We start from the raw sequence: 25,424 nt of genomic DNA on the forward strand, positions 1-25,424 counted from the left end.
GTTCTTGGAGGGCCGAAGCGTCAGCGGGGACCAATGGCGACCGGCTGAGTATTTTCAGCCCACCGTCGCCACTCTCTTAGGAAACTACACTCCGAGCGACCGCGCCGTCGTCGTCCACTGACGAACCACTGGTGAGCGGCGGCACCGTCGCTCTCGCTCGGTGTTCCGACCTGCAGTGACGACCAGAAGACCAGACCGAGAGAAAGACTGCCAGCGACGCGACTACGACGCGATTACTGTTCGACCGCGCTCGCGGCGCGGATGATAGTCTCTTCGCCGAACTTCGGCCCGATGAGCTGGAGCCCGACGGGGAGGCCGTCGGTCTCGCCCGCGGGCACCGAGACGGCGGGGAGGTTCGCGAGGTTCACCGGCACCGTGTTGGCGTCGGCGAGATACATCTGCAGCGGGTCGTCGAGACTCTCGCCGAGTTCGAACGGCGGGACCGGCATCGTCGGCGACGCCAGCACGTCGACGTCGGCGAACGCCTCGTCGAAGTCCTGTTTGATCCAGGCGCGGGCGTCCTGTGCCTTCGAGTAGTACTTGTCGTGGTAGCCGGCCGAGAGGGCGTAGGTCCCGAGGAGGACACGGCGTTTGACTTCCGCGCCGAAGCCCTCTTCGCGGGCTTTCGCGAACGACTCGTTCCAGTTGCCCTCGTAGCCGCCGGATTTCCCGTAGCGCACGCCGTCGAAGCGTGCGAGGTTCGAGGAGGCCTCGGACATCGCGATGACGTAGTAGGCCTGCACCGCGTGGTCGACGGAGGGAAGCGAGACTTCCTCGTAGGTCGCACCCTGCTCTTCCAGTTCGGCGATGGCGTCCCAGAACGCCTCGACGACACCCTCGTCCGCGCCCTCGACGAGTTCCGTCGGGACGCCGATGGTGAGACCGTCGACGTCGCCGTCGGCCGCGCTCGCGTAGTCGGAGTCGGCACCCTCCTCGCGGGTCGTCCCGTCGTGTTCGTCCGGTCCCGCGATGACGTCGAGGAACGCCGCGGCCTCCTCGACGGTCGGGGCGATGGGGCCGATCTGTTCCAGCGAGTTGGCGTAGGCGACGAGCCCGTAGCGGGAGACCAGCCCGTACGTGGGCTTGATGCCGACGACGCCACAGAACGCGGCGGGACAGCGGATGGAGCCACCTGTGTCCGAGCCGAGGGCGAGGTCGGCCTCACCTGCGGCGACGGCGGCGGCACTGCCACCGGAGGAGCCGCCGGGGACGCGCGAGGTGTCGACCGGGTTCTTCGTCGGGCCGTAGGCCGAGGTCTCGGTCGTGGTGCCCATCCCGAACTCGTCCATGTTGGCCTTGCCAGCGATGGACGCACCGGCTTCCTTCAGCCGTTCGACGACCGTTGCGTCGTACGGCGGGACGTAATCCTCCAGCATGGCGGACCCGCAGGTCGTCCGGAGCCCCTTCGTGGAGATGTTGTCCTTGACGGCGACGGACTTCCCCGACAGGGGACCGTCGCCTTCGCTCTCGACCGTCTCGTCGGTGATGAAGACGTTGAGGTCGCTCATGACACCCGTGGTCCCTTGAAGAAGCCGTCCTCGGTCTCGGCGGCGTTCGAGAGCGCTTCCTCCTGCGTGAGGCCCTCACGGACCTCGTCGGGGCGCATCACGTTTACGAGGTCGGACTCGCGCTCGACCTCCGGCACGTCGTCGAGGGCGTCGAAATACTCCAGAATGTCGGCGAACTGCGTGGCGAACGCTTCGACTTCGTCGTCGTCGAGGTCCACCCGCGCCAGTTCGGCGACGTGACGCACCTCGTCTGCGTCAACGCGGGATTGAGTCATACTTCGTGGTGGCCGCGGACCGGGAGTAAGAGTTTCGGTGCGGGTCCAGCGCGCCCGTCCGCTCTCTCGTCGGTGCTTCTGCGTGGGGTGTGTGGCCCCGGTGGGAACGGTGTGTGACTCGTTGCCGGCTTGGTCGCGCGCGTGCACAGGGCCATCACCATTAAGTGAAATCCGCCGCTACAATTGGATGCGTAAAACCAGAGAGACCCTTCTCTCCCACCCCCCTCCCCATCCATTACAATGACTGAAAGTGTCCGAAGCTTTAGTGGCCAGCGTACCCGCGCACACGAGGAAGAGACAGAGTCCGAGGAGGCCTCGGACTCCGAACAGCTACGCTGCCCGGAGTGCGGAGGACAGCTGAACGCCGACACGTCCCACGGTGAGACGGTCTGTCAGGACTGCGGCCTCGTCGTCGACGAGGACGAGATCGACCACGGTCCCGAGTGGCGCGCGTTCGACTCCAAGGAGAAAGACGAGAAGTCCCGCGTCGGCGCGCCGACGACGAACATGATGCACGACAAGGGACTGTCGACCAACATCGGCTGGCAGGACAAAGACGCCTACGGCAACTCCCTGTCCAGCCGCCAGCGCGAGAAGATGCAGCGGCTCCGGACGTGGAACGAGCGGTTCCGCACCCGCGACTCCAAGGAGCGCAACCTCAAGCAGGCACTCGGCGAGATCGACCGCATGGCGAGCGCGCTCGGTCTTCCAGACAGCGTCCGCGAGACGGCGTCGGTCATCTACCGCCGTGCGCTTGACGAGGATCTGCTCCCCGGCCGTTCCATCGAGGGTGTCGCCACCAGCTCCCTCTACGCGGCGGCTCGACAGGCCGGGACGCCGCGGAGCCTCGACGAGATTACGAGCGTCTCCCGCGTCGACAAAGACGAGATCGCCCGGACGTACCGCTACGTCGTCCGCGAACTCAAACTGGAGATCCAGCCCGCCGACCCCGAGAGCTACGTCCCGCGGTTCGCCAGCGACCTCGAACTCTCCGACGAGTCGGAACGTCGCGCCCGCCAACTGCTGCAGAACGCAAAAGAACAGGGCGTCCACAGCGGGAAGTCGCCGGTTGGCCTCGCCGCTGCCGCCGTCTACGCCGCGTCGCTCCTGACCAACGAGAAGGTCACGCAAAGCGAGGTATCCGACGTCGCCAACATCAGCGAAGTCACCATCCGAAACCGCTACCACGAGCTGCTCGAAGCCGAAGAAGGCGTCCAGATGCCCTAATCGGTCGGCCGTTTCGCTCGGTGCCGCTCTTTCTCACTCGCTTCGCAACACGCGCACGCCATCGGGGACTGTAACAGTTCTCTCGTCGCCCGAGAGGTCGATCTCGATCCGTCCGACGACACCTTTCGCGGGGACTGTCCGCTTGACGGTGCCGTCTCTGATGATTATTTTACCCATGGTTGGCCTTGGAGGGATTCCCAGCGGCTGTTCTCACCGCCGTGTTGTAAGTGTTACTTCGATAACCATTCTCGACACCAAGCCGCAACCTGCAAACCCCCACCGTCCGGACCGACCAGTATGGAGACGACTCGCCACATCACCGCGACAGTCTACATCGTCAACGACGGTGCGACCGCCCTCCACCACCACGACCGCCTCGGCATCCGAGTCGCCCCTGGAGGCCACGTCGACCGCGACGAACTTCCGCACGAAGCTGGCATCCGCGAAGTCAGAGAGGAGACCGGTCTGGACGCGACGCTCGTCGCCGACGTCGCCGACGTCGACGCCCCCGACGGCGAGCCGCTTCCGCAGCCGGCGCACATGATGCTCTACGACATCAACGTCCACGAGGACGGCCGCGTCGGCCACCAGCACATCGACCACGTCTACTTCGCCCGCGTCGAGGCCCGCGACATCGACCCCGACGGCGACGACGAGGAGGGGCCTGAGGCGTGGGACTGGTACACCCGTGAGGACCTACAGACGAGCGACGTCGACCCCGACACCGTCCAGATCGGCATCGAGGCTATCGAGACGGTCGGCCAGCGATTCGACTGAAGCTTTAGATACGAAGACGCTGCCACCCCCGCTATGTCCTGACGAGCAACCGCGTAGCGGCCTGCGGTCGTGCGACACACCGCTTCGCCTTCCTCCTTCGTCGCCTGCTCGCCCACCCTCACTCTTCGCAGAGCGACCGGATGTACTGGCCGACGTGGTCGTCCATTCGGCGTTTGAAGCCCGCCTGTCGCGCCAGCCGGTCCAGTTCGCGCGCGGCGTAGGTCCCGTACTGGACGGCCTTCTTGTCCGCCGTCCGCACTGACTCGGGGAGGACGCCGTCGGCCGCCCGTCGGAGGGCGATCTTCCGCTCGTCGTCCGTCGCCAACAGCTCCGGCGGGAGCCGGAGTGCCGCCGAGACGACCCGGTCGTGCAACAGCGGTGCGACGGGTTCGACGCCCGCCGCACGGAGAGCCAACACGTCACGTTCCAACTGGTCCGGGAGCGTGGCGACGACTTCGCGCGTCGCCCCGCGAACCGTGTCAGCGTCGACGCGGTGGTCGTCGGCGGGGTCGACAACTTTCGAGTAGCCCCCGAACAGCTCGTCGGCACCCTGCCCGACAGCGAGGCGGTCGTAGCCGTCCTCGCTCGCTCGCTCGGCCGTGAGATACAGCGGCAGCGCGATCTGGATGTCCATCGGGTTGTCGCGGCCAGTCGCCGCGACCAGCTCCGGGACCGCCCGTTCGAGCGCGGCGTGGGTCAGCTCGACGACCCGGAGTTCGCGATCCATCGCGTCCGCTGCGTCCCGCGCAGCAGCGACGTCGTGGCTCCCTTCGAACCCGGCTACGTAGAGCGGCGCGTCCGGGACACCTGCCGCGACGAGTCCTGAGTCCACACCGCCGGAGAACGCGACTGCCAGTCCGTCGTCGTCGACGTCGCGGACGCTGGTCAGCACCGCGTCACGGACGGCAGCGAGTGCCTCACCCGAGGCTGCTGCGTCCGGGTCGGGGAGCGTCCAGACCAGCTCGTCGCCGTCGCTGTCGCGGACGGTGCCCGGTGGGACTCGAGAAGGGTTCTCAAGGTCTGTCAAGTCGGTACTCCAGGTCTTGTGGTCGTCTCCGTCGGAGAAGAGCGGCTGTCGGCCGAGCACGTCGCGAACGAGTCGCCCGTCGAGTTCACCGGCGAAGCCAGCCGTACCCGGCAGTGGGTCGCCCGACTCGAGTGCGGCGCGGACGGCCGCCGCGTCGGCACCGAACATCACAAGATGTTGTAGAGACCGTGTTTCATGCGTCGTTTCGCGCCGCCAGCGGCCTGCCGGACGCTGATATGCCACGGCGTCCGCGAGCCGACGTAGCTGGTCTGCCCGTCGACGATGGCGTCGAGGATCGCGTCGGCGTCGCGTTCGTCGGTCGCGACCTCGGTGACCGCCTGGCCGACCATCTCGCTGATGTGAGCGTCGCTGCCGGCGGTCATCGGCAACTCGCGTCGTTCGGCGAACTTTTCGGCCTTGCGGTTCGCGAGGCCGGTCAGGAGTCGAGAGTTGTAGACTTCGATGGCGTCGGCGTTCGCCAGCTGGTCGCGGCTGATGTGGGGGGCGACGCCGTGGCGGGACTTCTGGAACGGATGGGGGACGACGGCGACGCCGCCCTGCTCCCAGATGCGGTCGAGCGTCTCGTCGAACGAGAGCCCTGCAGGGACGAGTTCGTCGATGCCGAGCGCGAGCACGTGGCCCGCGGCACTCGTGACCTCCATCCCGGTGATGCCGACGAGTCCGTAGTCGGCGGCTCGTTCGGCGGCTTCGAGACTCGCGTCGATCTCGTCGTGGTCGGTGACGGCAATCGCGTCGAGACCCACCGCTGCTGCCTGTTCTAAGAGCAGCTCGACCGGGTCACGCCCGTCGTACGACAGCGACGAATGCGTGTGCAACTCGACCGATAACACGAGCGGTGGTTGGCACTACCCGTTAAAAAGCCCCGCGGTCTGCGCGGGCGTCAGTGGATACACCGGGAGATGTCTCCGAATCTACAGAGTCAGGTGGATGCCTTACCGGTCTGCGGCGATGCTCGGAAGAATGATGAGTACGGTCAGCGCGACAGCGGCGGCGACGCCGACTCCGTACAGTACGACGGGGGACCCTGCACCGTGGAGCTGCAGTTCGTGTAGGACTTCCGGCGCGATGATACCGAGTCCACCGATGGCGAGCAACAAGCCGATTCCCCCCCAGATGACTGATTCGTCCATTGGTGGATGCTGATACGACCGAGCGTGTTATGTGTACCGGATTGTCGGAGTCGCCGACCCCGTCCACTGGCTCTCGAATTTCCGCTCTGTCCGACTCGTAGTATACACGAGTGTGCACATAGAAAAGCATTAACAGCACCTCTTTCAACAGGAAGGTGAATGAGCCTACCCGACACGGACTACGACCTCATCCACGACGAACTCGGTCGGGAGCCGACACCTGCCGAGGACGTCCTGTTCGAGAACCTCTGGAGCGAACACTGCGCCTACCGCTCCTCGCGCCCGCTTTTGTCGGCGTTCGACTCCGAAGGCGAGCAGGTCGTCATCGGTCCGGGTGACGACGCGGCGGTCGTCGCGGTCCCGCTCCACGACGGCGACGACGAGACCTACATCACGTTCGGCATCGAGAGCCACAACCATCCCTCCTACGTCGACCCGTTCGACGGCGCGGCGACGGGCGTCGGCGGCATCGTCCGCGACACGCTCTCGATGGGTGCCTACCCCATCGCGCTCGCCGACTCGCTGTACTTCGGTGACTTCGACCGCGAACACTCGCGGTATCTCTTCGAGGGCGTCGTCGAGGGTATCAGCCACTACGGCAACTGTATCGGTGTCCCCACCGTGGCAGGCAGCGTCGACTTCCACGAGGGTTACGTCGGCAACCCGCTCGTCAACGTCGCCTGTGTCGGCCTGACGACGCCGGACCGCCTCGTCACCGCAGAGGCACAGGAGGCTGGCAACAAGCTCGTCCTCGTCGGCAACGCGACGGGCCGTGACGGCCTTGGTGGTGCCTCCTTCGCCAGCGAGGACCTCGCCGAGGACGCCGAGACCGAGGACCGCCCGGCCGTCCAGGTCGGCGACCCCTACACGGAGAAACTGCTCATCGAGGCCAACGAGGACCTCATCGACGAGGGCCTGATCCTCTCCGCCCGTGACCTCGGCGCGGCCGGTCTCGGCGGAGCCTCCAGTGAACTCGTCGCCAAGGGCGGCTTCGGGGCCGACATCGACCTCGAACGTGTCCACCAGCGCGAGCCGAATATGTCCGCCCTCGAAATTCTGCTCGCCGAGTCCCAAGAGCGGATGTGCTACGAGGTCGCTCCCGACGACGTCGACCGCGTGGCCGAAGTCGCCGAAAAGTACGACCTCGGCTGCTCGGTCATCGGCGAGGTCGCCGAGGGCAACTACGTCTGTACCTTCGACGGCGAGGTCGTCGTCGACGTGCCGCCGGAGTTCCTCGCCGAGGGCGCGCCGATGAACGACCTCGACGCCGAGACCCTCGAACCGCAGGAGCGTGCCCTCCCCGACGCCGAGTTGGCCGAGGCGTTCGAGGCCGTCGTCGGCAGTCCGACCACGGCGTCCAAGCGCTGGGTCTACCGGCAGTACGACCACGAGGTCGGCGTCCGGACGAGCGTGGGTCCGGGTGACGACGCGGCCATCGTCGCCCTCCGCGAGGCGGGGACGGGTCTCGCCCTGTCGTCGGGTGCCAACCCCAACTGGACGAGCGCGAACCCCTACGAGGGTGCCCGCGCCGTCGCCCTGGAGAACGCGACCAACATCGCCGCGAAGGGCGCGACGCCGCTCACCGCCGTCAACTGCCTCAACGGCGGCAACCCCGAGAAGCCCGAGGTCTACGGCGGCTTCAAGGGCATCGTCGACGGGCTGGCGGATATGTGCCGGACGCTCTCGACGCCCGTCGTCGGCGGCAACGTCTCGCTCTACAACGACTCCGTCTCCGGCCCCATCCCGCCGACGCCGACGCTGGCGATGGTCGGCACGAAGGCGGGCTACGAGGCCCCACCCGCTACGTTCGCGGGCGAGGGGACGCTGCTCCTCGTCGGCGAGGCGGGCGGCGCGCTCGGCGGCTCGGAGTATCTCGCGAAAACGGGCGGGACGGACCGCTTCCCCGGTCTGCCCGCGAACCCGGCGGCCGTCGTCGAAGCGCTCGCCGACGTCGCCAACGACGAGTCGACCCTCGCCACGCACGACGTGAGCCACGGCGGTCTCGCAGTCTCGCTCGCAGAGATGGTCACCGCCGACTCCGGTGCCGAGGTCGAACTCGCCGACGAGATCGCGCTGTTCGACGAGACGCCCGGCCGCGCGGTCGTCGAGACGACGGACCCCGACGCAGTCTACGAGGCCTTCGACGGCGTCGCCCCCGTGACGGAACTCGGGTCGGCGACGAGTGATGGGGAACTGACGCTCACGGTCGGCGGCGAGGAACTCGGCTACGACGCCGCCGCGATTGCGGACCTTCGAGACGTCATCGAGCGCGAACTGGAGTAGCGTCGTTGTCCGCGGGTTTCTGGCTTTTTCACCGACGTCCGCGAGAGCAGCTGCTCGTGGTGCGGAGCGAGTGTGTCGAGAAATACTGTAATGCCGTTCAGCCGAGCAGCAGCGGCACGCCGAAGACGAGGACGATGCCGACGAGGGCGACGGCGATGCCCGTGCCGACCTGGCTCGTCGTGAAGTCCTGCATCGGTGCGGTCACTCGCCACTCTCCGTCGTCGTCACCGTGGTGGTCGTGGTCGTCCATGTGACACGGTGAGTGTCGCCGCAACTAAAATACTCCTAAACCACTGGGGCGTGAGACCTCCCCATGGACAGTGCAGACATCGACCGCAACTGGTGGAAAGAGGCGGTCGTCTACCAGGTCTACCCCCGCAGTTTCAACGACACCGACGGCGACGGCGTCGGCGACATCCCCGGCATCATCGAGAAGCTCGACTATCTCGAGGACCTCGGGGTCGACGTTATCTGGCTCAATCCGGTCTACGAGTCGCCCAACGCCGACAACGGCTACGACATCGCCGACTACCAGTCCATCATGAGCGAGTTCGGGACGATGGCCGACTGGGAAGAGTTGTTGGACGGTCTCCACGACCGGGGCATCAAGCTCATCATGGACCTCGTGGTCAACCACACTTCCGACGAACACGAGTGGTTCGTCAAGTCCCGCGCGGACGAGGGGGACTTCCGCGACTACTACATCTGGCGCGAGGGCCGGACGGACGTCGACGGCTGGACGGGCGACCTCGGACCCGACGACGAGGCCCCGCCGAACGAGTGGGGGTCGTTCTTCGGCGGTCCCGCCTGGGAGTACGACGAGGAGGTCGGCAAGTGGTATCTCCACATCTTCGACGTGAAACAGCCCGACCTCAACTGGGAGAACGAGGCGGTCCGCGAGGAGGTCTTCGAGATGATGGAGTGGTGGCTGGAGCAGGGTATCGACGGCTTCCGGATGGACGTCATCAACCTCATCTCCAAGCCGCCGAGCGTCACCGACAACGACCCGCCGCTACCTGACGACTTCGGCGCGACGTTCAACGGGCCGAAGATCCACGAGTACATCGGCGAGATGGGCGACCGCGTCCTCTCGGAGGACCTCCTGACGGTCGGCGAGATGGTCGGCGACGTGTCGATGGACGACGCCCGCCAGTACGTCGGCCGCGACGGCGACGGTCTCAGTATGCTGTTTCACTTCGACCACATGCTCTTGGACCGCGGCGGCGACCTCTGGCAGTACCACGGCTACGACCTGACCGACCTGAAGGGCGTCTTCCGCCACTGGCAGAAGGGGCTGGAGGGCGACGGCTGGAACTCGAACTACCTCAACAACCACGACCAGCCGCGGATGGTCTCGCGCTTCGGCGACGACGGCGAGTACCGCGTCGAGTCCGCGAAACTGCTCGGGACGCTGCTCCACACGCTCCACGGGACGCCCTACGTCTATCAGGGTGAGGAGATCGGCATGACCAACTACCCCTTCGAGAGCCTTGACGACTTCCAGGACGTCGACACGCTCAACCCCGTGAGCAACGCCATCGACGAGGGCGTCATCGAGAGCTTCGAAGCCGAGAAGGAGAGCATCTCGATGCTGAGCCGCGACAACGCCCGGACGCCGGTCCAGTGGTCCGGCGACGAGGAGCACGGCGGCTTCACCGACGGCGAGCCGTGGCTCGGGGTCAACCCCAACTACGACGAGATCAACGTCGCCGACGCCCGCGCCGACTCCGAGTCGGTCTGGCACTACTACAAGGAACTCATCGCGCTCCGCGACGACTCGGAGCACAAGGACCTCATCGTCTACGGCAGTTACGACGACCTCTGGCCGAGCCACACCGACCTCTGGGCCTACACGCGTACGCTCGACGACGACCGTCTGCTCGTCGTGTTGAACTTCACGAGCGAGACCCAGGAGTTCCGCCTGCCCCGTGCCGAGGAGACGCACGCCGCGGGCGACTACCGCGACGACCTCCCGCTGCACGCCGGCGAAGTTCCGGACCTCGACACCGAACTGGTCATCGCCAACTACGACGTCGACGACGCCGACTCGGACCCCACCGAGTTCGACCTCCGGCCGTGGGAGGCGCGGGTCTACCGACTGTCGTAGTCGCCCCCGTCCGTCCCCGCGACTGCCGCGAGAGAGTCCTGTCAACTCGACGCCCTCTCCGTGTTTTCGTGTCCCGACGTCACACGGCCGTCGCCGAACCGATGAACCAAAGGAAACTCACGAGCGAGTTCCACCAATGACTGAAGCCGACATCGACCGCCAGTGGTGGAAGGAGGCGGTCGTCTATCAGATCTATCCGCGGAGTTTCAAGGACACCGACGGCGACGGCGTCGGCGACCTGCCGGGTATCGTCGACGAACTCGACTATCTCTCCGACCTCGGCGTCGACGTCGTCTGGCTCAACCCCGTCTACGAGTCACCGGGCGCGGACAACGGCTACGACATCGCCGATTACCGCGCCATCGACGACCAGTTCGGCGATATGGGCGACTGGGAGGACCTCTTGGAGGGGCTGCACGACCGCGACATCAAACTCATCATGGATCTCGTGGTCAACCACACCTCCGACGAGCACGAGTGGTTCGTCGAGTCGCAGAAGTCACGGGACAACCCTTACCGCGACTACTACATCTGGCGGGAGGGTCGCCCGGCCGAGGAGGCCGAGTACGAGTGTGACGAGGGTCCCGATGGCGAGGTGCCGCCGAACAACTGGCAGTCCTTCTTCGGTGGTCCCGCCTGGAGCTACGACGAGCGGACCGAGGAGTGGTATCTCCACATCTTCGACGAGAAGCAGCCCGACCTGAACTGGGAGAACCCCGCGGTTCGTAAGGAAATCTACGACATGATGACCTGGTGGCTGGAGAAGGGCATCGACGGCTTCCGGATGGACGTCATCAACCTCATCTCCAAGCCCGCCGACCTTGCCGACGGCGCGGACCCCGAGGCACTCGTCGTCGGCGCGGACCGCTTCATGAACGGGCCGCGCATCCACGAGTTCCTCTCGGAGATGCACGAGGAGGTCCTGGCGGACTACGACGCGATGACGGTCGGCGAGATGGCTGCCATCGACGCCGAGCAGGCTCGCGAGTACGCCCGCGACGGGATGAACATGGCCTTTACCTTCGACCACGTCCGGCTCGACTTCGGCCCGAACGGCCGCTGGAGCCACGGCGAGTTCACCCTGCCCGAGTTGAAGGGCGCGATGACCTACTGGCAGGAGAGCCTCGGCGACGAGGGCTGGAACGCGGTCTTCCTCGGCAACCACGACGAACCCCGCATCGTCTCGCGGTTCGGCAACGACGAGGCGTACCGCGTCGAGTCCGCGAAACTCCTCGCGACGCTCCTCAACACGCTCCAGGGCACGCCCTACATCCTCCAGGGCGACGAATTGGGGATGACCAACTACCCCTTCGAGAGCCTCGACGAGGTGCGCGACGTCGACACGCTCAACAACGTCCGCGTCGCCCGTGAGCGCGGCCAGTTCACGGACGACGCCGAGATGCTGGACCTCGTCCGCCAGCGCAGTCGTGACAACGCCCGGACGCCGATGCAGTGGTCCGGCGAGGAGACACACGCGGGGTTCACCGACGGCGAGCCGTGGATTCCGGTCAATCCGAACTACCAGGCCGTCAACGTCGCCGACGCCCGCGCCGACGCCGAGTCGGTCTGGCACTACTACCGGCGCGTCGTCGACCTGCGACACGGCTCGGACCTCCTGACCTACGGCGACTACCAGCTCTACCTGCCGGACCACGAGGAGCTGTGGGTCTACACGCGGACCCTCGGCGACGACACGGTGCTCGTCGTGTTGAATTTCTCGGACGCCGAGACGACGTTCGAGCCGCCCGCAGACTTCGTCGGTCGGGACGCCACGCTACTCGTCGGCAACTACGACGTTGAGGGTGCTGTCGACACCGTCGAATCCACGACCCTCCAGCCGTGGGAAGCGCGGGTCTACGACTTGGACTGATCATTCACCCCGGCGCGCGCTGGCAGTCGCTCCGTCGACTGCCGACACCGTGCGAGGGATGAGCGAGTGAACGGCGTGAACGAGCGAATCGGCTGGGGAGGACGTGGCTGGGCGGAGCGGTGCTGTCTGTCGGTGTGTTTCGGCAATCGTGACTGCTCCCGTCGACCTACCAGTTCGATTCCACGCAGACGACTACAGAATCTACGATTAATCCCGTTCTCCGAGCGACTTCCGGTAGCACAGCATCTCCAGTGCGTCGCCGCCGAACGCGACGTCGACCCGCCGGACCAACTCGAAGCCGTGGCTCTCGTACAGCCCCTGCGCCGCCTCCATCGCCGCCGTCGTATCGAGCACGAGGTGGGTGAAACCACGCTCCCGCGCCCGCTCTTCCAGTGCCGTGAGCAGCTGCCCACCGAAGCCCTGTCCCTGCCACGCCGGGTCGACGCGCATCCGTTTCACCTCCGCTGTCGCCGGTGGCAGCTCCGAGAGCAGGTCCGTCAGATAGCCCTTGACGGGCCGGAACGCACCCATCGCGACTACCTCGCCGTCAACCTCGCCGACCAGAAAGTCGCCGCCTGGTTCGACGTAGCTCCCGTGGACGTCGTTCAGGTCGACGTCCGGCAGGTCGTCGACGAACGCCTCCAGTTCGCGCATCGCCGTCTCGTGTAACTCCCGGACGCGCTCGGCGTCGTCCTCGCGGTAGCGTCTGAGCGTCAGCGCGGCCATATCCCTCCGTCTCGGAGCGGGAGCATAACTCCACGGCCGATTCGTACTCCTGTCACAGTCGAAACCGTGAAACCCGACACCTGCGAACCTGTACCCAACTAGATGCTCACGAAACGAATCATCCCCTGTATCGACGTCGACCTCGACGAGGACGGCAACCCCGCGGTCTACACGGGTGTCAACTTCGAGGACCTGAAGTACACCGGCGACCCCGTCGAGATGGCCAAACTGTACAACGAGGCCGGAGCCGACGAGTTCGTCTTCCTCGACATCACCGCCTCCGCCGAGGGTCGGGCGACGATGCTCGACACCGTCTCCCGCGTCGCCGACGAGGTCTTTATCCCCCTGACTGTCGGCGGCGGCATCCGCACGAAAGACGACATCAAGGAGACGCTCCGCGCCGGGGCGGACAAGGTCTCCATCAACACCGCCGCGCTCCAACGGCCCGAGTTGGTCGAAGAGGGCGCGAAAGCCTTCGGTAACCAGTGTATCGTCATCTCGGTCGACGCGCGCCGCCGCTTCGACGAGGAGGGCGAGTTCTACGTCGACGTCGACGGCGAGTCCTGCTGGTTCGAATGCACCATCAAGGGTGGCCGCGAAGGAACCGGCATCGACGTCGTCGAGTGGGCCCGCGAGGCCGAATCCCGCGGCGCGGGCGAGCTGTTCGTCAACTCCATCGACGCCGACGGCACGAAGGACGGCTACGACATCCCGCTGACGAAGGCCGTCTGCGACAACGTTTCGACGCCCGTCATCGCCTCCTCCGGCTGTGGCGGTCCCGAGGATATGTACGAGGTCTTCACCGAGGCTGGCGCGGACGCCGGTCTCGCGGCCTCCATCTTCCACTTCGACGAGTACACCATCGGCGACGTGAAGCAGTATCTCGACGAGCGCGACGTGCCGGTTCGGCTGTAACCGCTCCGCTCACCTCCACGGCGTCGTCGACCACGGCTGTCTCCACGGCGTCGCCGACGTGTGTGGGACTCTGTACTCCCCCCGCACACCCGCTCAACGTTCTTACGGTCCGCAGGCCTATCTCTCGCTCCAATGAGCGTATCCGACGGCTGGCAAGCCGCCCTCGATGCCCTGGAGGAGCACCGCGCCGACAAAGACGAGTTCTTCGGCGAGCATCCCCAGTCACCGATTCCGCACGACCAACGCGAGATCTTCGAGGGCCTCTCCTACTTCGACCCCGACCCCGCGTACCGCTTCGAACTGGAACTCCACGAACACGAGACCAAAGAGACCGTCACCGTCGCGACGACGACGGAGGGCGAGCGCGACTACGTCGCGTGGGGAGAATTCCGCTTCACTGTCGACGGCGAAGAGCAGACGCTGCAGGCGTACAGCCGAGACGGCGGTGGAGATGAGTTCTGGCTGCCCTTCCGCGACGAGACGAGCGGCGAGGAGACCTACGGCGCGGGCCGGTATCTCGAACTCGACGCCGAGGACCGCACCGACGAGGGGACGTGGATACTCGACTTCAACTACGCCTACAGTCCGTTCTGTGCCTACAACGAGGCGTACGAGTGTCCGCTCGTGCCGATGGCCAACTGGCTGGAGGTCGAGATTCGGGCCGGAGAGAAGACCTACACACCGGGCGGGGAGTGACGCGTCGGCGGCGAGTGACCCGCGAAGCCGTCGGCTCGGCGGTTGAGTCCTGAGAGAGAGACAGGAGAAGCGTCGTCGGCGTCGTCGGGACGGCTTACGCGGCCTGGAAGGCGTCGCGGAAGGCGTCGGTCATGTTCTGGACGTTCTGTGCACCCGCAGCGACGGCGTCGAGAGGGTCGAGGCCGCCTTCGGTCTTCACCGAGAGGATAGGGTCCGTCTGTCCACCGGACTGCTCGGGGTTCACGTCGTACGTCGCGGCGGCGACCCCGTCGGTCTCAAGCAGCGCGCCCTTCAGCACGTTCATGAAGGTGTGGTCCTCACCGGCGATCTCGATGCGGAGTTCCTCGTCGGTCTTCTCGATGACCCGCAGTTCCATGCTACCGAATTCTCCCGTCGCGCGTTTCAAGTTGTCGATAGCGTAGAGGGCTGCGGCCGCCCCGCTCCTACTCGACTTTGAACACGGCTTCCTCGATGCCCTCGTTGCGACACTCCGGGCAGCGCGAGGGGTAGTTCACCGGGTCGTCGAAGGCACTGAACCCGCAGTTGCGACACTCCGGCGGGGCGACGAGGAACTGCTCGTCGGTGCCGTCGAGCGACTTGGCGATGTGTTGGAGGTGACCGTAGACCGACGACCGCGGGACGCCCACGGTTTCCGAGAGCGTGCTCGCCGTCGCCGGACTGTCGCGGAGTTGGTCGGTGATACGTTGTCGCGTCGTCGTGGCGTCCATCACCGACGAGTAGTCGCCGGGGGCACAAACCGTTTCTCGTTTCACTACTAAAATCCGACACGTCTGACAGAGGGGAAAGAACCATACCCTGAGGGCGAAATCAAGCAGACATGAAAGCCGTAGTGCTGGCAGGCGGCTACGCGACCCGACTGTGGCCGATCACGAAGGACCGTCCGAAGATGCTCCTCCCGGTTGGTGAGGACACCGTCATCGATATCATCTTCGAGGACCTCGAGGAGGACGACCGCGTCGACGAAGTGTTCGTGAGTACCAACGAGGCCTTCGCCGGGGAGTTCGAGGAGTATCTCGCGGAGAGCGGCTTCGAGAAGCCGACGCTTTCGGTCGAGGAGACCCGCGCCGAAGACGAGAAGTTCGGCGTCGTCGGGGCCATCGAAGAGCTCATTGAGCGCGAGGGTGTCGACGACGACCTCGTCGTCGTTGCCGGTGACAACCTCCTGAGCTTCGAGATGTCGGAGTTCATCGACTACTTCAAATCCAAGGGCACGCCCGCTATCGCCGCGTACGACGTCGGCTCCTACGACAAGGCGAAGTCCTACGGGCTGGTCGAACTCGACGGCGAACGCGTCGTCGACTTCCAGGAGAAACCCGAGAACCCGAAGAGCACGCTCGTCTCCATCGCCTGCTACGCCTTCCGCCAGGAAGACCTCCCGAAATTCTCGGAGTATCTCGAAGACGGCAACAACCCCGACGAGCCGGGCTGGTTCATCCAGTGGCTCCAGGCCAACGAGGACGTCCACGCCTTCACCTTCGACGGCGCGTGGTTCGACATCGGGACCCCGGACAGCTATCTCGACGCCATCGCCTGGAAACTCGGCGGGAAGAACTACATCAACGAGTCGGCCACCGTCGAGAACTCCGAACTCGGCGAGAACGTTCACATCATGGCCGGTGCGACAGTCACGGATTCGACGCTCGACGACACCGTCGTCTTCCCGAACACCACCATCGTCGACTCCGAGATCAAACGCTCCATCATCGACGAGAGCACCCGCATCGAGGGGCTGGAGTTCTCGGGCGCGCTCATCGGTGCACACACGCGAATCACTGACGACGTCGTCAACGGATAACCACCCCTCGACGCACTCTTTTGCCGAAGCTCACTCCACCAGCCGTGCGTCAGTAATGCCTCGCCCAATTAGGCTAGCCGAGCGTCGGTAATCCGAATCCGACCGCGCGTCCCGTCCCACTCGGTGTCGTATTCGAGTTCGATACGGCGTTCCATGTGCGGCCCGTCGACGACGAACGTCTCGAACTCGCCGCCCTCGCCGAGGATGTGGACGCCGTACTTGTCGTTCAGTTCCTCCAGTTCTTCGAGCGCGTCCTCGTCGAGCGTTCGGCCAAGCCACGACTCGTCCAGTCCGCCAGCGGCGACCTGGATGATCTTGATCTCGAAGCCGGCGTCGAGCATCGCGTCGGCGAGTTCGCGGGGGTCTTCCTGCCACAGGGGCGCGAAGAGGTCGATGCCGAGGCGGTCGCACATATCCTGGATTCTGTGGGTCTGGAACTCGCTCTCGACGGCTCCGGCGGTGACGCCGACGAGGTCGAGTTCACCCTGGAGGGCTTCGAGCGCGGCTTCGAGCGGTTCGAGTTCGGCGTCGCCCTGCGCGCCGGAGTCCTCGGCAGCGTGGGCCTCGAAGTCCTCGGGTTCGACCTCGACGAGTTCGATACCGACGCTCTCGGCGACGAGTCTCGCCAGCCGCGTCTCGGGGACGTGGTACATATACGAGTCGCCCTCGGGGTGGACCGTGAGGAGTCGCGAGACGTTCAGCCCCTCCTCGAGCGCGCGGTAGAGTGCCCACGAGGAGTCCTTGCCGCCGGAGAAGAGACTTACCCAGTCGTCAGTCATTGGCTCCGAGTAGGCGGCGACCCGGTTAAACAGTCTACGGTTGTCGCTGGCGGCTCAAACACTTGCAAACCGGTGTGTGGGGTGTGGCTGTCCGTTGCGGTGCGGTCTGTCGCCAGTGTGTCGTACCGCGCCGAGCGGAGCGAGGCGCGGAGCGGGTTTTTTGACCCAGAGGGAGACGCTTCGCGTCTCCCAAGCCTTCGCGGTGGAACCGCGAAGAGAGCTTTTTTCGCCGGGTTGAGCGCGCCGCAGGCGCGCGATGCCCGGCACTGAAAAAAGGTCGAGTTACATATAGCCGAGGTCGCGCAGCTGCGACATCAGGTTCTCCTTGTCCTGTGCGCGGCCCTCGCGTTCGGTCGTGTTGTCGAGGTCCTGCAGCCACGCCGGGCGGTCGTCGCTCTTGCCCGACCCCGATTCGGTTCCGAGCGAGCGGAAGCCCTCGAAATACTTCGGCGAGACCGGGAGGTCTTGCGCGGTGACGCCCTCAGGAAGGTCGTCAGCACTCTCGGGGACGTGGCCGACCGGGTAGTCCTCGACGGTGTCGGGGACGATGAACTGCCAGAAGGTGTCCCAGATGTCGCCCTCGTCGAACTGGAGGATGGAGTGGACGCGGTCGTGCGGGGGATACTTCTCCGAGTCGTGCCGCGGGCTGAAGAACGTCTCCGTCGCACGCGACTCCTGTTCATCCCAGCGCACGCCCGAGAAGATGCCGTCGAAGCCGTGGTCGTCGATGACCTGGTTCAGTACGACGGTCTTCAGCAGGTGGTTGCCTTCGAAGGAGTCGGCGTCGAGGACGAACTCGTCGCCCTCGTAGCCGAGGCGGGCCAGCTCCCGGCGGTTCGTCTCGTTCAGGTCCGCGACGGCGACCGAGTCACCGGGAGCGATGTCCAGGTCCTCGAAGTCCTGGTTTTTCGCCCAGATCAGGTCGAGATCCCACTCGTCGGTCCAGTGGTGGACGAACGCCTCGACTTCGTCGAAGTGCTCGAAGTGGTCGAGGAAGACGACTGGGGGGACGTCGAAGCCGTGTTCGCGGGCGACCTCGCGGACGACGTAGAGGACGACCGTCGAGTCCTTGCCGCCGGTCCACATGACTGCCGGCTTGCGGTACTGCTGGAGGGCGGTGAGTGTGACCTCGGCGGCCTTCTCGACTTTGTCGGCGAGTGAGGGGTAGTCGGCGGCGGTCTGGCTCTGGCCGTCGGTGTAGTCGAGGTCGAGGTAGTCGGGGAAGGATGTCATATCCCCTACAACGTCGGCAGAGACTATCTGTGTATCTGTGACGACTGCGAGCGAGTGCCACGGCTGGCGGTGGTGAAAACAAAGACGCGAGAAGTGGTGTTACGCGGCCGACTTCACATGTAACCGAGGTCGCGCAGCCGCTCCATCAGGTCCTCTTTGTCCTGGGCGCGGCCGGCGCGTTCGGTCGTGTTGTCGAGGTCCTGGAGCCACGCGGGCTTGGACTCGGCTTTGTCGGTCGAGATCTCGCTACCCAGCGAGCGGAAGCCCTCGAAGTACTTCGGGCTGACCGGGATGTCCTCGTGGGTGAGACCGTTCGGCAGGTCGTCGTAGTCCTGCGGGACGTAGCCCTCGTCGGGGTACTCCTCGACGGTCTCGGGGACCACGAAGTGCCAGAAGGCTTCCCAGACGTCGGCCTCCTTGAACTGCAGGATTGGCTGAATGCGGTCGTGCGGGGGGTAGATGTCGGGGTCGTGGCGCGGGCTGAAGAACGTCTCGTCGGCGCGAGCCTCCTGCTCGTCCCAGCGGATGCCGGAGATGATGCCGTCGATGTCGTGGTTCTCCAGCGTGTCGTTGAGTGCGACCGTCTTCAGCAGGTGGTTGCCGACGTAGGTGTCCAGCAGGAACGGGAAGGAGTCCTCCTCGTACTCGAGGATGTTGCGGACGTGGTGCTGGTTGTGCTCCGAGAGGTCCTCGATCGGGATGTCGTCGCCGGGTTCGAGGCCGTTCTCGTCGACGTAGTCACCGACGTCGGTGTTGCGGGCCCAGACGACTTCCAGGTCCCACTCGTCGGCCCAGTGGCGGACGAAGTCCATCAGCTCGTCGAAGTGCTGGAAGTGGTCGATGAAGACCGTCGGCGGCAGTTCGAGGTCGTAGCGCTCGGCGACCTCCTTCACGAAGTAGAGCGTGAGCGTGGAGTCCTTGCCACCGGTCCACATCACGGCAGGGTTCTCGTACTCTTCGAGGCCCTGCTTCGTCACTTCGATGGCCTTCTCGAGTTTGTGGTTGATGCTCGGATAGTCTTCGGGCGTCTCGCCCTCGCCGTCGGTGTAGTCGACGTTGAGGTAGTCTGGGAAGTTCTCGGGCATCGTGTAATGAGATATAATTAGCAGTGTAAAGTGCTTTTTGCCCGAGGAGCCGAGTGGTGAACGTTACCACGGAGAGATAGTGGCAAATCCCCGCGTTCAGGTCGTCGTCCCGGCGAGACGCGCCGTGACGCTCAGAAACCGATCCCTGTCGGTCGCTGCTGGGTCAGTCGCTGATGAACTTGTTGTCGCGCCAGTTGACGCCGTTGCCGTCCTTCGAGCTCTTCGAGGGCGTCTCGACGACCTCGATGCTCGCGGGTCGGTCGTCGCCCTCGACGATGCGGGTCGCTTCGAGGTCGCCGTCGGTCTCGGTGATGGCGGTCAGCGTGCCCTTCTCGGCCTTGCGAGCGATGTCGCGCAGGACGAGGAACATCGGATACTGGAGCGCGGTGTTCTGGAGTACGGTCTCGCGGTCGCCCTTGAAGCAGGCGAACTCGACCAGTTCCGAGGGGATCTCCTCTTCTTCTTCTCCCCACTGCGGGCCGCCCGGCCGCGGCGGCTCCTCCTCGTAGACGCGTGTCTCCGTGACACTCGCTTTGAGCTGTGCCGTAGGGGTGTACTTGCTGAGGCTCTCGTCGGCCGCTACCGCTTTGATGATGAGTGTATTGTTCCTCCTCGTGATGTCGATGTCCGCAATCTCCGCTGGGAGCGCGGGGTCGTTCTCGAAGTAATCCTCTACGTCTTCGAGTGGCAGTTCGAGTGTCGAATGGAGTCGGTATACGCGGCCTGACATGGGTTACTGTAAGTGGATTGATTGCATCGCCCGCAACGCTAATCCAACTGCACCTACCGACTCGTAAGCACCGTAGACATATAGGACCTACTCTTTCATTCGCCGCAAACCGAAAAAACGAGAATCAGTTACCGGCAAGCGTCTCCGACAGTTCGCCCCGCTCGTCGAGTTCTTCGAGGATGTCGCTGCCGCCGACGAACTCGCCCTCGACGTAGGTCTGCGGGATGGTCTCCCAGCCGCTGTGGCCCTCCAGTGCCGAGCGGTAGCTGTCGAGTGCCGGGAGGACGTCGACCGTCTCGAACTCCTCTTCGTACTGGCTGATGAGTTCGACTGCCTTCATCGAGTAGCCACACTGCGGCATCAGGCGGTTGCCCTTCATGAACAGCACGACGCGGTTGTTCTCGATGGTCTCGTCGACGCGCTCTTGGACTTCTTCGGGACTGAGTTCGCTTCCGGGTTGGAAGGTCATGGACGGTTGTAGGTGACCCGCATGGAAAGGAGTTGCGTCACTTGACGGTCGGTGTCGCGTCACTTGACGGTCGATATCGCGCCCCGTCCCACGGGCAACGGGCGACGTCGGAGGGTCGCACGCGGCGACGTCAACGTCGAGGAGAGAGCCGCTCGGTTACTCCTCGGAGCCGACGCGGACGACGTTGATGAGCGAGTAGACCGGGACGCCGTCGACCTGGTCGACACCCTGTTTGTCGACGAGGACGGCGCAGGCGACGGGGTTGCCGCCCTCTTCGCGGACCGCCTCGATGGTCTCTCTCATCGTCGTCCCGCTCGTGATGGTGTCGTCGACGATGTAGCAGTCGCGGTTGCGGATCTGCGCGAAGTTCCGCGAGAAGCTGCCGCCGAGTTTCTCGATGTCGCCCTCGTCCCACTGGTGCTTGCGGGGCGCGTACGCGCCGAGGTCGGTGTCGAGTTCGCGCGACACGACCGTCGCCAGCGGGACGCCCGCCTTCTCGATGCCGACGGTGAGGTCGACCTCGTCGCCCTCCTTCGAGAGCAGATCGGCCATCGCCTGCCCGGCGTAGGTCAGCCGCACGCTGTCGCGGCCGAGCGCGCTCCAGTCGACGTGGATGTCGTGGGGACCGCCCGTGGGTTTCGCCGATTCGGGCGTCGTCGCCGGTTCGCTCGCTGCACCGCTGCGCTCGACAAGCCAACTGGCCGTCTCACGGGAGACGTTCAGTTCGTCCGCAATCTCACCCTTCGAGAGGCCACGCTCGGCCAACTCGGCCGCGCTGGCGATGAGGTCGTCAACGTTCTTCATATTCGCTGAATTGGACGGCGGTTTTTATAATGGTGTCCCCATCCTCGAACGCCCGTTCGAACTCGTCGAGACCGTAGACGCCGGTGACGAGATCGTCGAGGAACCACTCGGGCAGTGTCGTCAGCGTGCGCGAGGCGGCCTCGAAGTGCCGGACGTTGGAGTTGACGCTGCCGACCATCGCCTTGTTGTGCAGCACCATCTCCTCGTGGAAGCTGCCGCCGTCGACCTCGAACTCCCACGAACTCGGGACGCCGAGCAGCGCGGCGACGCCGTTGGGTGCGAGCGCGTGGACCGACTGGAAGACGTGCTTCGGGAAGCCCGTCGCCTCGTAGATGAAGTCTATCGCTTCGTGCACGTCCGGCACCTCGTCGACCGGCGTCTTTCGGGAGTCGACGTACGTCGCACCCAGCTCCTCGATGATGTCGACCGTCGGGTCCGGTCGGTCGCGGCGACCGAGACAGTAGAGCCGCTCGTAGTCCTCGTCCTCGTCGAGCATGGCCAGCGTCAGGAGCCCCAGGCTGCCGTTGCCGAGGACCATCGCCGACTCGGGGTCCCAGGTGAACGTCGACCGGGAGGCCTCCGCGAGTTCGATGGCCTTCTCCGTGATGGAGACGGGTTCGACGAGGAAGCCGATCTCGGCCTGCGACGGCGGGATACGGACGAGGTCCTCCGCGGGGCTGGTGAAATACTCGGCCATGAAGCCGTGGGCACCGACGATGCCGCGCTCGTGGTACTCGCCCGCGGGGGCCATGTCGGCCTCGCCGCGTTCGAAGTAGTCGTTGGTGCCGTTCGGCGGCCGCCGGACGGTCGGGACGACGACCTCGCCCTCGCGGAGGTCGGTGCCGTTCGGGTCCTCGACGACGCCGACGGCCTCGTGGCCCAGCACGAGATGGTCTTCACCCTCGGGGAAGCCGCCGTGGCCGCCACTCATGACCTCGTGGTCGGTGCCGTCGACGCCGACGCGGAGCGTCCGGACGAGTGCCTCGCCCGCCTGTGGCTCCGGAATCGGTTTGTCGACGACCACCGGTGTGGTCTCTCCGTCACGAACTGCGATCGCTTTCATAGACGACCGTTCGAGACTCACCACCAAAACATTTATTCTATCTTGAGTAAAGTCTCTACCTGTCGGTGAGCACCTCGACGCGCATCCACCAGCCCAGGCGTGTCGGAATTCAGGTCATCTGCCAGCCAGCCCCTGTGTGCTCACCACACAGCCTCTCTACTTCCCCCGTGAGCGGTGTCGACGAGCTGTCCCACCGAACTACCGCGAACCGTAACCCCCAAGCCGCGTAGCGTGCACCCTCCGGACATGTACGAAGCGGCCCACGTCTACCCCGACGGTGAGAGCACGGCCTCGCGGGTCGCCCACACCGCCGCCCGCCACGGCTACGAGGGTGTCGTGGTCCGCGCACGCGACGCGACCCCCGACTACGACGCGCTCTCCTCTGTCGACTGCGACGTCGTCGACGGCATCGAGGTCGTCGCCGACGACCCCGACCGCGCCAGCGGCGGCATCGGCAACTACCGCCCCAAGACGACACTGCTGCTCGTCCGCGGCGGGACGGACGCGCTCAACCGCTTTGCGGTCGAACAGGCGCGCGTCGACGTGCTCACGCGGCCGATGTCGAACGACGGGGACTTCAACCACGTCCTCGCCAAGGCGGCCAAGAAGAACGCCGTCCGCGTCGAGTTCGACTTCGGCCCGGTGCTCCGCCTCGACGGCGGCCACCGGGTCCAGGCCATCCGCAGACTGCGCAAACTCCGCGAACTCGTCGACTACTACGACGCGCCCTATGTCGTCAGCGCGACGCCCGGCTCGCATCTCCAACTGCGCGCGCCCCGCGAACTCGTCGCGGTCGGCGAGACCATCGGTTTCTCGGCCGAGCAGGTTCGGGAGGGCTTGGCCGAGTGGGGTCGCCTCGCCGAGCGCAACCGACGCCGGACGTCCGAGTCGTTCATCTCCCCGGGGGTCGAACGAGGCAGATATGAAGAAGACGATTGACGAACACGCCGCCCGCTTCTCCGACATCGCCGCCGACTACGACGAGACCCAGTCGAGCGACGAGTACAAGGCCTGCGTCTCGCTCGTCGTCGAGCACGCCGACCCCGACCCCGACGACGTCGTGCTGGACCTCGGGACGGGCACGGGTGCGATCGCCCTGGCGCTCGCGGCCAAGGCCAAGCGCGTCGTCGGCCGCGATATCAGCGACGGCATGATGGAACAGGCCCGAAAGAAGGCGGCCGAGCGCGGCCTCACGAACGTCGAGTTCGGCGAAGGACGCTTCCGCGAGCCGAACTACGACGGCGAGGTCGACATCGTCGTCTCGAACTTCGCGATGCACCATCTCTCCGACGCGGAGAAGCGCGAGGCCATCCAGGTCATCGCCGATTTGGGGCCACGGAGATTCGTCCTCGGCGACGTGATGTTCTTCGGCGAGCCGAACCCCGAGGACCCCTTCTACAGCCCCGAGGTCGACGACCCGGCCACGGTGGGAACGCTCGCCGACGCCTTCACCGACGCCGGCTTCGCGCTGACGGCCGTCGAACGCGTCCACGACCAGGTCGGCGTCCTCGTCGGCGAGCGCGCCGGTGAGGGCGACGAGGTTCCGGGTGCGGAATGAAACATCTCCCGAAACATATGCGGCCGCGGTGGCGGTATCTCGCCGTCGGCCTGGAGACGTGGCCCGACGCCGACTTCTCGCGCGGCGAATTCCAGCGTGAGTTGTGGTTCGCCGCCCAGAACCTCGTCGGCGACGCCGGCAGTGCCGACGCCGACCTCACGGTTTTGGATTTCCAGTTCGCGAACGGCCGCGGCGAGACCATCGTCAGAGTCCGTCGCGGACACGTCCGCGAGGCCCGCGCGGCGGTGGCCTGTATCGACGAGATTTCGGGCGACCCCGTCGGCCTCAGAGTCCGGGGCGTTTCGGGGACGGTACGTGCCTGTGAAGAAAGGTATTTAGGACGCCGGGCCGGAGCTTTCGAGGAGAGAAACGTCGTGTTCGGGGACGCCGACCGCACGGCCCTCACGCGGGGCCGAGTCTTCGACGTGCGCCTTCCGTCGGGGTTCCTGGGCGCGACGCAACTCGATTTCGAGTGATACTATGCAGGGACAAGCGCAACAGCAAGCGTACGACCGCGGCATCACCATCTTCTCGCCGGACGGACGCCTCTACCAGGTCGAGTACGCACGTGAGGCGGTCAAGCGAGGGACAGCGAGCATCGGGATTCGGACGGCAGAGGGGGTCGTCCTCGCCGCCGACAAGCGCAGCCACTCGCCGCTCATGGAGCCGTCGAGCGTCGAGAAGATTCACAAGGCCGACGACCACGTCGGCATCGCCAGTGCCGGCCACGTCGCCGACGCTCGCCAGCTCATCGACTTCGCCCGCCGCCAGGCGCAGGTCAACCATCTCCGCTACGGCGAGGCAATCGGCATCGAGACGCTGACGAAGGAGATCACCGACCACATCCAGCAGTACACGCAGGTCGGCGGCGCGCGCCCGTTCGGTGTGGCCCTCCTCATCGGCGGCATCGAGAACGGCGAACCCCGCCTGTTCGAGACGGACCCCTCCGGGACCCCCTACGAGTGGAAGGCCGTCTCCATCGGTGCCGAGCGCGGCGACATCCGCGACTACCTCGAAGAGCAGTACCACGAGGACATGGACCTCGACGCCGGGGTCGGGCTCGCGCTCGAAGCCCTCGCGAAGGTCAACGAGGACAGTCTCTCGCCCGACGGTGTCGGTGTCGCCACCGTCGACGTCGAGACCGAGCAGTTCTCCTCACCCTCGGAAGACGAACTCGAAGCGATCCTCGCCGAGCACGACGTCCTCGCCTCCGAGGACGGCGACGCAGACGAGTAAGTCCCGCACGCTGCGACCGCTTTTCGACTTCTCCCAACCGCTGAGCGACAGTGTCGTCGCTACCTGTCTGTGAGTGCTCTCGCAGAAAA

Annotated in this window: 29 protein-coding genes; 12 read left to right on the forward strand and 17 right to left on the reverse strand. The window is 65.5% G+C overall.

Annotated elements, in window-relative coordinates:
• Positions 1-233: 233 nt before the first annotated feature.
• On the reverse strand, positions 234-1,508 hold the full coding sequence (gene gatA / locus BLR57_RS05240; RefSeq protein WP_089694835.1) for an Asp-tRNA(Asn)/Glu-tRNA(Gln) amidotransferase subunit GatA: 1,275 nt from the start codon (positions 1,506-1,508) through the stop codon (positions 234-236).
• On the reverse strand, positions 1,505-1,783 hold the full coding sequence (gene gatC, locus BLR57_RS05245) for an Asp-tRNA(Asn)/Glu-tRNA(Gln) amidotransferase subunit GatC (protein ID WP_089694837.1): 279 nt from the start codon (positions 1,781-1,783) through the stop codon (positions 1,505-1,507). Before gatC ends, gatA begins: the two co-directional genes overlap by 4 nt.
• A gap of 240 nt (positions 1,784-2,023) precedes the next feature.
• Between gatC and BLR57_RS05250 the strand changes: the two genes are divergently transcribed.
• Entirely contained in the window at positions 2,024-3,010 is a 987-nt protein-coding gene (locus BLR57_RS05250; protein WP_089694839.1) for a transcription initiation factor IIB, read from the forward strand.
• Between the two features lie 33 nt (positions 3,011-3,043).
• On the opposite strand, the gene BLR57_RS19265 is transcribed toward BLR57_RS05250, so the two are convergent.
• The gene (locus BLR57_RS19265; RefSeq protein WP_170830562.1) at positions 3,044-3,187 is read right to left on the reverse strand and encodes a hypothetical protein; all 144 of its coding nucleotides are present in this window, start codon (positions 3,185-3,187) and stop codon (positions 3,044-3,046) included.
• A 120-nt stretch (positions 3,188-3,307) separates the two neighbouring features.
• Between BLR57_RS19265 and BLR57_RS05255 the strand changes: the two genes are divergently transcribed.
• Positions 3,308-3,787 (forward strand): NUDIX hydrolase, encoded by a 480-nt coding sequence (locus BLR57_RS05255; RefSeq protein ID WP_089694841.1) that lies wholly within the window; start codon positions 3,308-3,310, stop codon positions 3,785-3,787.
• A gap of 118 nt (positions 3,788-3,905) precedes the next feature.
• Here BLR57_RS05255 and BLR57_RS05260 read toward each other — a convergent pair whose 3' ends face one another.
• From BLR57_RS05260 to BLR57_RS05270, 3 genes are all read right to left on the reverse strand, one after another.
• Entirely contained in the window at positions 3,906-4,982 is a 1,077-nt protein-coding gene (locus BLR57_RS05260; RefSeq protein ID WP_089694843.1) for an asparagine synthase C-terminal domain-containing protein, read from the reverse strand.
• Entirely contained in the window at positions 4,982-5,665 is a 684-nt protein-coding gene (locus BLR57_RS05265; RefSeq protein WP_089694845.1) for a PHP domain-containing protein, read from the reverse strand. Before BLR57_RS05265 ends, BLR57_RS05260 begins: the two co-directional genes overlap by 1 nt.
• Before the next feature lie 102 nt (positions 5,666-5,767).
• A complete protein-coding gene (locus tag BLR57_RS05270) occupies positions 5,768-5,965 on the reverse strand; it encodes a hypothetical protein (RefSeq protein WP_089694847.1) in 198 nt (65 codons plus the stop codon).
• A 159-nt stretch (positions 5,966-6,124) separates the two neighbouring features.
• Here BLR57_RS05270 and purL point away from each other — a divergent pair, with 159 nt between their 5' ends.
• Entirely contained in the window at positions 6,125-8,248 is a 2,124-nt protein-coding gene (purL, locus tag BLR57_RS05275) for a phosphoribosylformylglycinamidine synthase subunit PurL (RefSeq protein WP_089694849.1), read from the forward strand.
• 97 nt (positions 8,249-8,345) lie between these two features.
• Here the strand turns inward: purL and BLR57_RS19270 are convergent, their stop codons facing one another.
• Positions 8,346-8,498: a DUF7550 family protein gene (locus tag BLR57_RS19270; protein ID WP_170830563.1), complete on the reverse strand. Its 153-nt coding sequence runs from the start codon at positions 8,496-8,498 to the stop codon at positions 8,346-8,348.
• A 63-nt stretch (positions 8,499-8,561) separates the two neighbouring features.
• Between BLR57_RS19270 and BLR57_RS05280 the strand changes: the two genes are divergently transcribed.
• Both BLR57_RS05280 and BLR57_RS05285 read left to right on the forward strand, forming a co-directional pair.
• Positions 8,562-10,355, forward strand: coding sequence for a glycoside hydrolase family 13 protein (locus BLR57_RS05280; protein WP_089694851.1), 1,794 nt, complete (start codon positions 8,562-8,564; stop codon positions 10,353-10,355).
• A gap of 136 nt (positions 10,356-10,491) precedes the next feature.
• Positions 10,492-12,225 carry a glycoside hydrolase family 13 protein gene (locus BLR57_RS05285; protein WP_089694854.1) on the forward strand — a complete coding sequence of 578 codons (1,734 nt, stop codon included), beginning with the start codon at positions 10,492-10,494 and terminating at the stop codon, positions 12,223-12,225.
• Between the two features lie 207 nt (positions 12,226-12,432).
• On the opposite strand, the gene BLR57_RS05290 is transcribed toward BLR57_RS05285, so the two are convergent.
• The gene (locus BLR57_RS05290; RefSeq protein WP_089694856.1) at positions 12,433-12,951 is read right to left on the reverse strand and encodes a GNAT family N-acetyltransferase; all 519 of its coding nucleotides are present in this window, start codon (positions 12,949-12,951) and stop codon (positions 12,433-12,435) included.
• Between the two features lie 102 nt (positions 12,952-13,053).
• On the opposite strand from BLR57_RS05290, the gene hisF reads away from it, so the two are divergent.
• Positions 13,054-13,866 (forward strand): imidazole glycerol phosphate synthase subunit HisF, encoded by an 813-nt coding sequence (gene hisF, locus BLR57_RS05295; RefSeq protein WP_089694857.1) that lies wholly within the window; start codon positions 13,054-13,056, stop codon positions 13,864-13,866.
• Positions 13,867-13,998: 132 nt separating this feature from the next.
• Complete coding sequence (locus BLR57_RS05300) at positions 13,999-14,562, forward strand: DUF1684 domain-containing protein (RefSeq protein WP_089694859.1); 564 nt, start codon at positions 13,999-14,001, stop codon at positions 14,560-14,562.
• A gap of 94 nt (positions 14,563-14,656) precedes the next feature.
• On the opposite strand, the gene BLR57_RS05305 is transcribed toward BLR57_RS05300, so the two are convergent.
• Positions 14,657-14,938, reverse strand: a complete 282-nt coding sequence (locus tag BLR57_RS05305; protein WP_089694861.1) for a DNA-directed RNA polymerase subunit L — start codon at positions 14,936-14,938, stop codon at positions 14,657-14,659.
• A 67-nt stretch (positions 14,939-15,005) separates the two neighbouring features.
• The gene (locus tag BLR57_RS05310; protein WP_089694863.1) at positions 15,006-15,290 is read right to left on the reverse strand and encodes a transcriptional regulator; all 285 of its coding nucleotides are present in this window, start codon (positions 15,288-15,290) and stop codon (positions 15,006-15,008) included.
• Positions 15,291-15,400: 110 nt separating this feature from the next.
• Between BLR57_RS05310 and BLR57_RS05315 the strand changes: the two genes are divergently transcribed.
• Entirely contained in the window at positions 15,401-16,378 is a 978-nt protein-coding gene (locus tag BLR57_RS05315; RefSeq protein ID WP_089694864.1) for a nucleotidyltransferase family protein, read from the forward strand.
• A 68-nt stretch (positions 16,379-16,446) separates the two neighbouring features.
• Here the strand turns inward: BLR57_RS05315 and BLR57_RS05320 are convergent, their stop codons facing one another.
• The 7 genes from BLR57_RS05320 to BLR57_RS05350 all read right to left on the reverse strand — a co-directional run bounded on the left by BLR57_RS05320 (position 16,447) and on the right by BLR57_RS05350 (position 22,541).
• Complete coding sequence (locus BLR57_RS05320) at positions 16,447-17,157, reverse strand: diphthine--ammonia ligase (RefSeq protein ID WP_089694866.1); 711 nt, start codon at positions 17,155-17,157, stop codon at positions 16,447-16,449.
• A gap of 282 nt (positions 17,158-17,439) precedes the next feature.
• Entirely contained in the window at positions 17,440-18,390 is a 951-nt protein-coding gene (locus BLR57_RS05325) for a phosphoadenosine phosphosulfate reductase family protein (RefSeq protein ID WP_089694868.1), read from the reverse strand.
• Between the two features lie 113 nt (positions 18,391-18,503).
• Positions 18,504-19,475, reverse strand: coding sequence for a phosphoadenosine phosphosulfate reductase family protein (locus BLR57_RS05330; protein WP_089694869.1), 972 nt, complete (start codon positions 19,473-19,475; stop codon positions 18,504-18,506).
• 163 nt (positions 19,476-19,638) lie between these two features.
• Positions 19,639-20,205, reverse strand: coding sequence for a DUF7110 family protein (locus BLR57_RS05335; protein ID WP_089694871.1), 567 nt, complete (start codon positions 20,203-20,205; stop codon positions 19,639-19,641).
• 124 nt (positions 20,206-20,329) lie between these two features.
• Positions 20,330-20,674, reverse strand: a complete 345-nt coding sequence (locus BLR57_RS05340; RefSeq protein ID WP_089694873.1) for a glutaredoxin family protein — start codon at positions 20,672-20,674, stop codon at positions 20,330-20,332.
• Positions 20,675-20,830: 156 nt separating this feature from the next.
• Positions 20,831-21,478, reverse strand: coding sequence for a transcriptional regulator GfcR (gene gfcR, locus BLR57_RS05345; RefSeq protein ID WP_089694875.1), 648 nt, complete (start codon positions 21,476-21,478; stop codon positions 20,831-20,833).
• On the reverse strand, positions 21,465-22,541 hold the full coding sequence (locus BLR57_RS05350; protein ID WP_089694877.1) for a glucose 1-dehydrogenase: 1,077 nt from the start codon (positions 22,539-22,541) through the stop codon (positions 21,465-21,467). The genes gfcR and BLR57_RS05350 overlap by 14 nt, the downstream gene beginning before the upstream one ends.
• Before the next feature lie 246 nt (positions 22,542-22,787).
• Between BLR57_RS05350 and BLR57_RS05355 the strand changes: the two genes are divergently transcribed.
• From BLR57_RS05355 to psmA, 4 genes are read left to right on the forward strand one after another with little or no spacing between them, the layout of a single operon-like run.
• A complete protein-coding gene (locus tag BLR57_RS05355) occupies positions 22,788-23,480 on the forward strand; it encodes an RNase P subunit p30 family protein (RefSeq protein WP_089694879.1) in 693 nt (230 codons plus the stop codon).
• On the forward strand, positions 23,464-24,099 hold the full coding sequence (locus BLR57_RS05360) for a class I SAM-dependent methyltransferase (RefSeq protein WP_089694881.1): 636 nt from the start codon (positions 23,464-23,466) through the stop codon (positions 24,097-24,099). Before BLR57_RS05355 ends, BLR57_RS05360 begins: the two co-directional genes overlap by 17 nt.
• Positions 24,096-24,575, forward strand: a complete 480-nt coding sequence (locus BLR57_RS05365; protein ID WP_089694883.1) for an Rpp14/Pop5 family protein — start codon at positions 24,096-24,098, stop codon at positions 24,573-24,575. Before BLR57_RS05360 ends, BLR57_RS05365 begins: the two co-directional genes overlap by 4 nt.
• A 4-nt stretch (positions 24,576-24,579) precedes the next feature.
• Entirely contained in the window at positions 24,580-25,335 is a 756-nt protein-coding gene (psmA, locus tag BLR57_RS05370) for an archaeal proteasome endopeptidase complex subunit alpha (protein ID WP_089694885.1), read from the forward strand.
• The last annotated feature ends 89 nt before the right edge of the window (positions 25,336-25,424 follow it).

Origin of the sequence: Halogranum gelatinilyticum, assembly GCF_900103715.1 — an archaeon.
In the GTDB taxonomy this organism is placed as follows: domain Archaea; phylum Halobacteriota; class Halobacteria; order Halobacteriales; family Haloferacaceae; genus Halogranum; species Halogranum gelatinilyticum.

Coding starts and splice junctions, on each gene's coding strand:
- BLR57_RS05250 (WP_089694839.1), top strand. CDS start 2,024: ATGACTGAAAGTGTCCGAAGCTTTAGTGGCCAGCGTACCCGCGCACAC.
- BLR57_RS05355 (WP_089694879.1), top strand. CDS start 22,788: ATGTACGAAGCGGCCCACGTCTACCCCGACGGTGAGAGCACGGCCTCG.
- BLR57_RS05340 (WP_089694873.1), bottom strand. CDS start 20,674: ATGACCTTCCAACCCGGAAGCGAACTCAGTCCCGAAGAAGTCCAAGAG.
- BLR57_RS05315 (WP_089694864.1), top strand. CDS start 15,401: ATGAAAGCCGTAGTGCTGGCAGGCGGCTACGCGACCCGACTGTGGCCG.
- BLR57_RS05350 (WP_089694877.1), bottom strand. CDS start 22,541: ATGAAAGCGATCGCAGTTCGTGACGGAGAGACCACACCGGTGGTCGTC.
- BLR57_RS05320 (WP_089694866.1), bottom strand. CDS start 17,157: ATGACTGACGACTGGGTAAGTCTCTTCTCCGGCGGCAAGGACTCCTCG.
- gfcR (WP_089694875.1), bottom strand. CDS start 21,478: ATGAAGAACGTTGACGACCTCATCGCCAGCGCGGCCGAGTTGGCCGAG.
- BLR57_RS05270 (WP_089694847.1), bottom strand. CDS start 5,965: ATGGACGAATCAGTCATCTGGGGGGGAATCGGCTTGTTGCTCGCCATC.
- purL (WP_089694849.1), top strand. CDS start 6,125: ATGAGCCTACCCGACACGGACTACGACCTCATCCACGACGAACTCGGT.
- BLR57_RS19270 (WP_170830563.1), bottom strand. CDS start 8,498: ATGGACGACCACGACCACCACGGTGACGACGACGGAGAGTGGCGAGTG.
- BLR57_RS05260 (WP_089694843.1), bottom strand. CDS start 4,982: ATGTTCGGTGCCGACGCGGCGGCCGTCCGCGCCGCACTCGAGTCGGGC.
- gatA (WP_089694835.1), bottom strand. CDS start 1,508: ATGAGCGACCTCAACGTCTTCATCACCGACGAGACGGTCGAGAGCGAA.
- BLR57_RS05310 (WP_089694863.1), bottom strand. CDS start 15,290: ATGGACGCCACGACGACGCGACAACGTATCACCGACCAACTCCGCGAC.
- BLR57_RS05330 (WP_089694869.1), bottom strand. CDS start 19,475: ATGCCCGAGAACTTCCCAGACTACCTCAACGTCGACTACACCGACGGC.
- psmA (WP_089694885.1), top strand. CDS start 24,580: ATGCAGGGACAAGCGCAACAGCAAGCGTACGACCGCGGCATCACCATC.
- BLR57_RS05290 (WP_089694856.1), bottom strand. CDS start 12,951: ATGGCCGCGCTGACGCTCAGACGCTACCGCGAGGACGACGCCGAGCGC.
- BLR57_RS05280 (WP_089694851.1), top strand. CDS start 8,562: ATGGACAGTGCAGACATCGACCGCAACTGGTGGAAAGAGGCGGTCGTC.
- BLR57_RS19265 (WP_170830562.1), bottom strand. CDS start 3,187: ATGGGTAAAATAATCATCAGAGACGGCACCGTCAAGCGGACAGTCCCC.
- hisF (WP_089694857.1), top strand. CDS start 13,054: ATGCTCACGAAACGAATCATCCCCTGTATCGACGTCGACCTCGACGAG.
- BLR57_RS05365 (WP_089694883.1), top strand. CDS start 24,096: ATGAAACATCTCCCGAAACATATGCGGCCGCGGTGGCGGTATCTCGCC.
- BLR57_RS05305 (WP_089694861.1), bottom strand. CDS start 14,938: ATGGAACTGCGGGTCATCGAGAAGACCGACGAGGAACTCCGCATCGAG.
- BLR57_RS05300 (WP_089694859.1), top strand. CDS start 13,999: ATGAGCGTATCCGACGGCTGGCAAGCCGCCCTCGATGCCCTGGAGGAG.
- BLR57_RS05325 (WP_089694868.1), bottom strand. CDS start 18,390: ATGACATCCTTCCCCGACTACCTCGACCTCGACTACACCGACGGCCAG.
- BLR57_RS05285 (WP_089694854.1), top strand. CDS start 10,492: ATGACTGAAGCCGACATCGACCGCCAGTGGTGGAAGGAGGCGGTCGTC.
- BLR57_RS05335 (WP_089694871.1), bottom strand. CDS start 20,205: ATGTCAGGCCGCGTATACCGACTCCATTCGACACTCGAACTGCCACTC.
- BLR57_RS05360 (WP_089694881.1), top strand. CDS start 23,464: ATGAAGAAGACGATTGACGAACACGCCGCCCGCTTCTCCGACATCGCC.
- gatC (WP_089694837.1), bottom strand. CDS start 1,783: ATGACTCAATCCCGCGTTGACGCAGACGAGGTGCGTCACGTCGCCGAA.
- BLR57_RS05255 (WP_089694841.1), top strand. CDS start 3,308: ATGGAGACGACTCGCCACATCACCGCGACAGTCTACATCGTCAACGAC.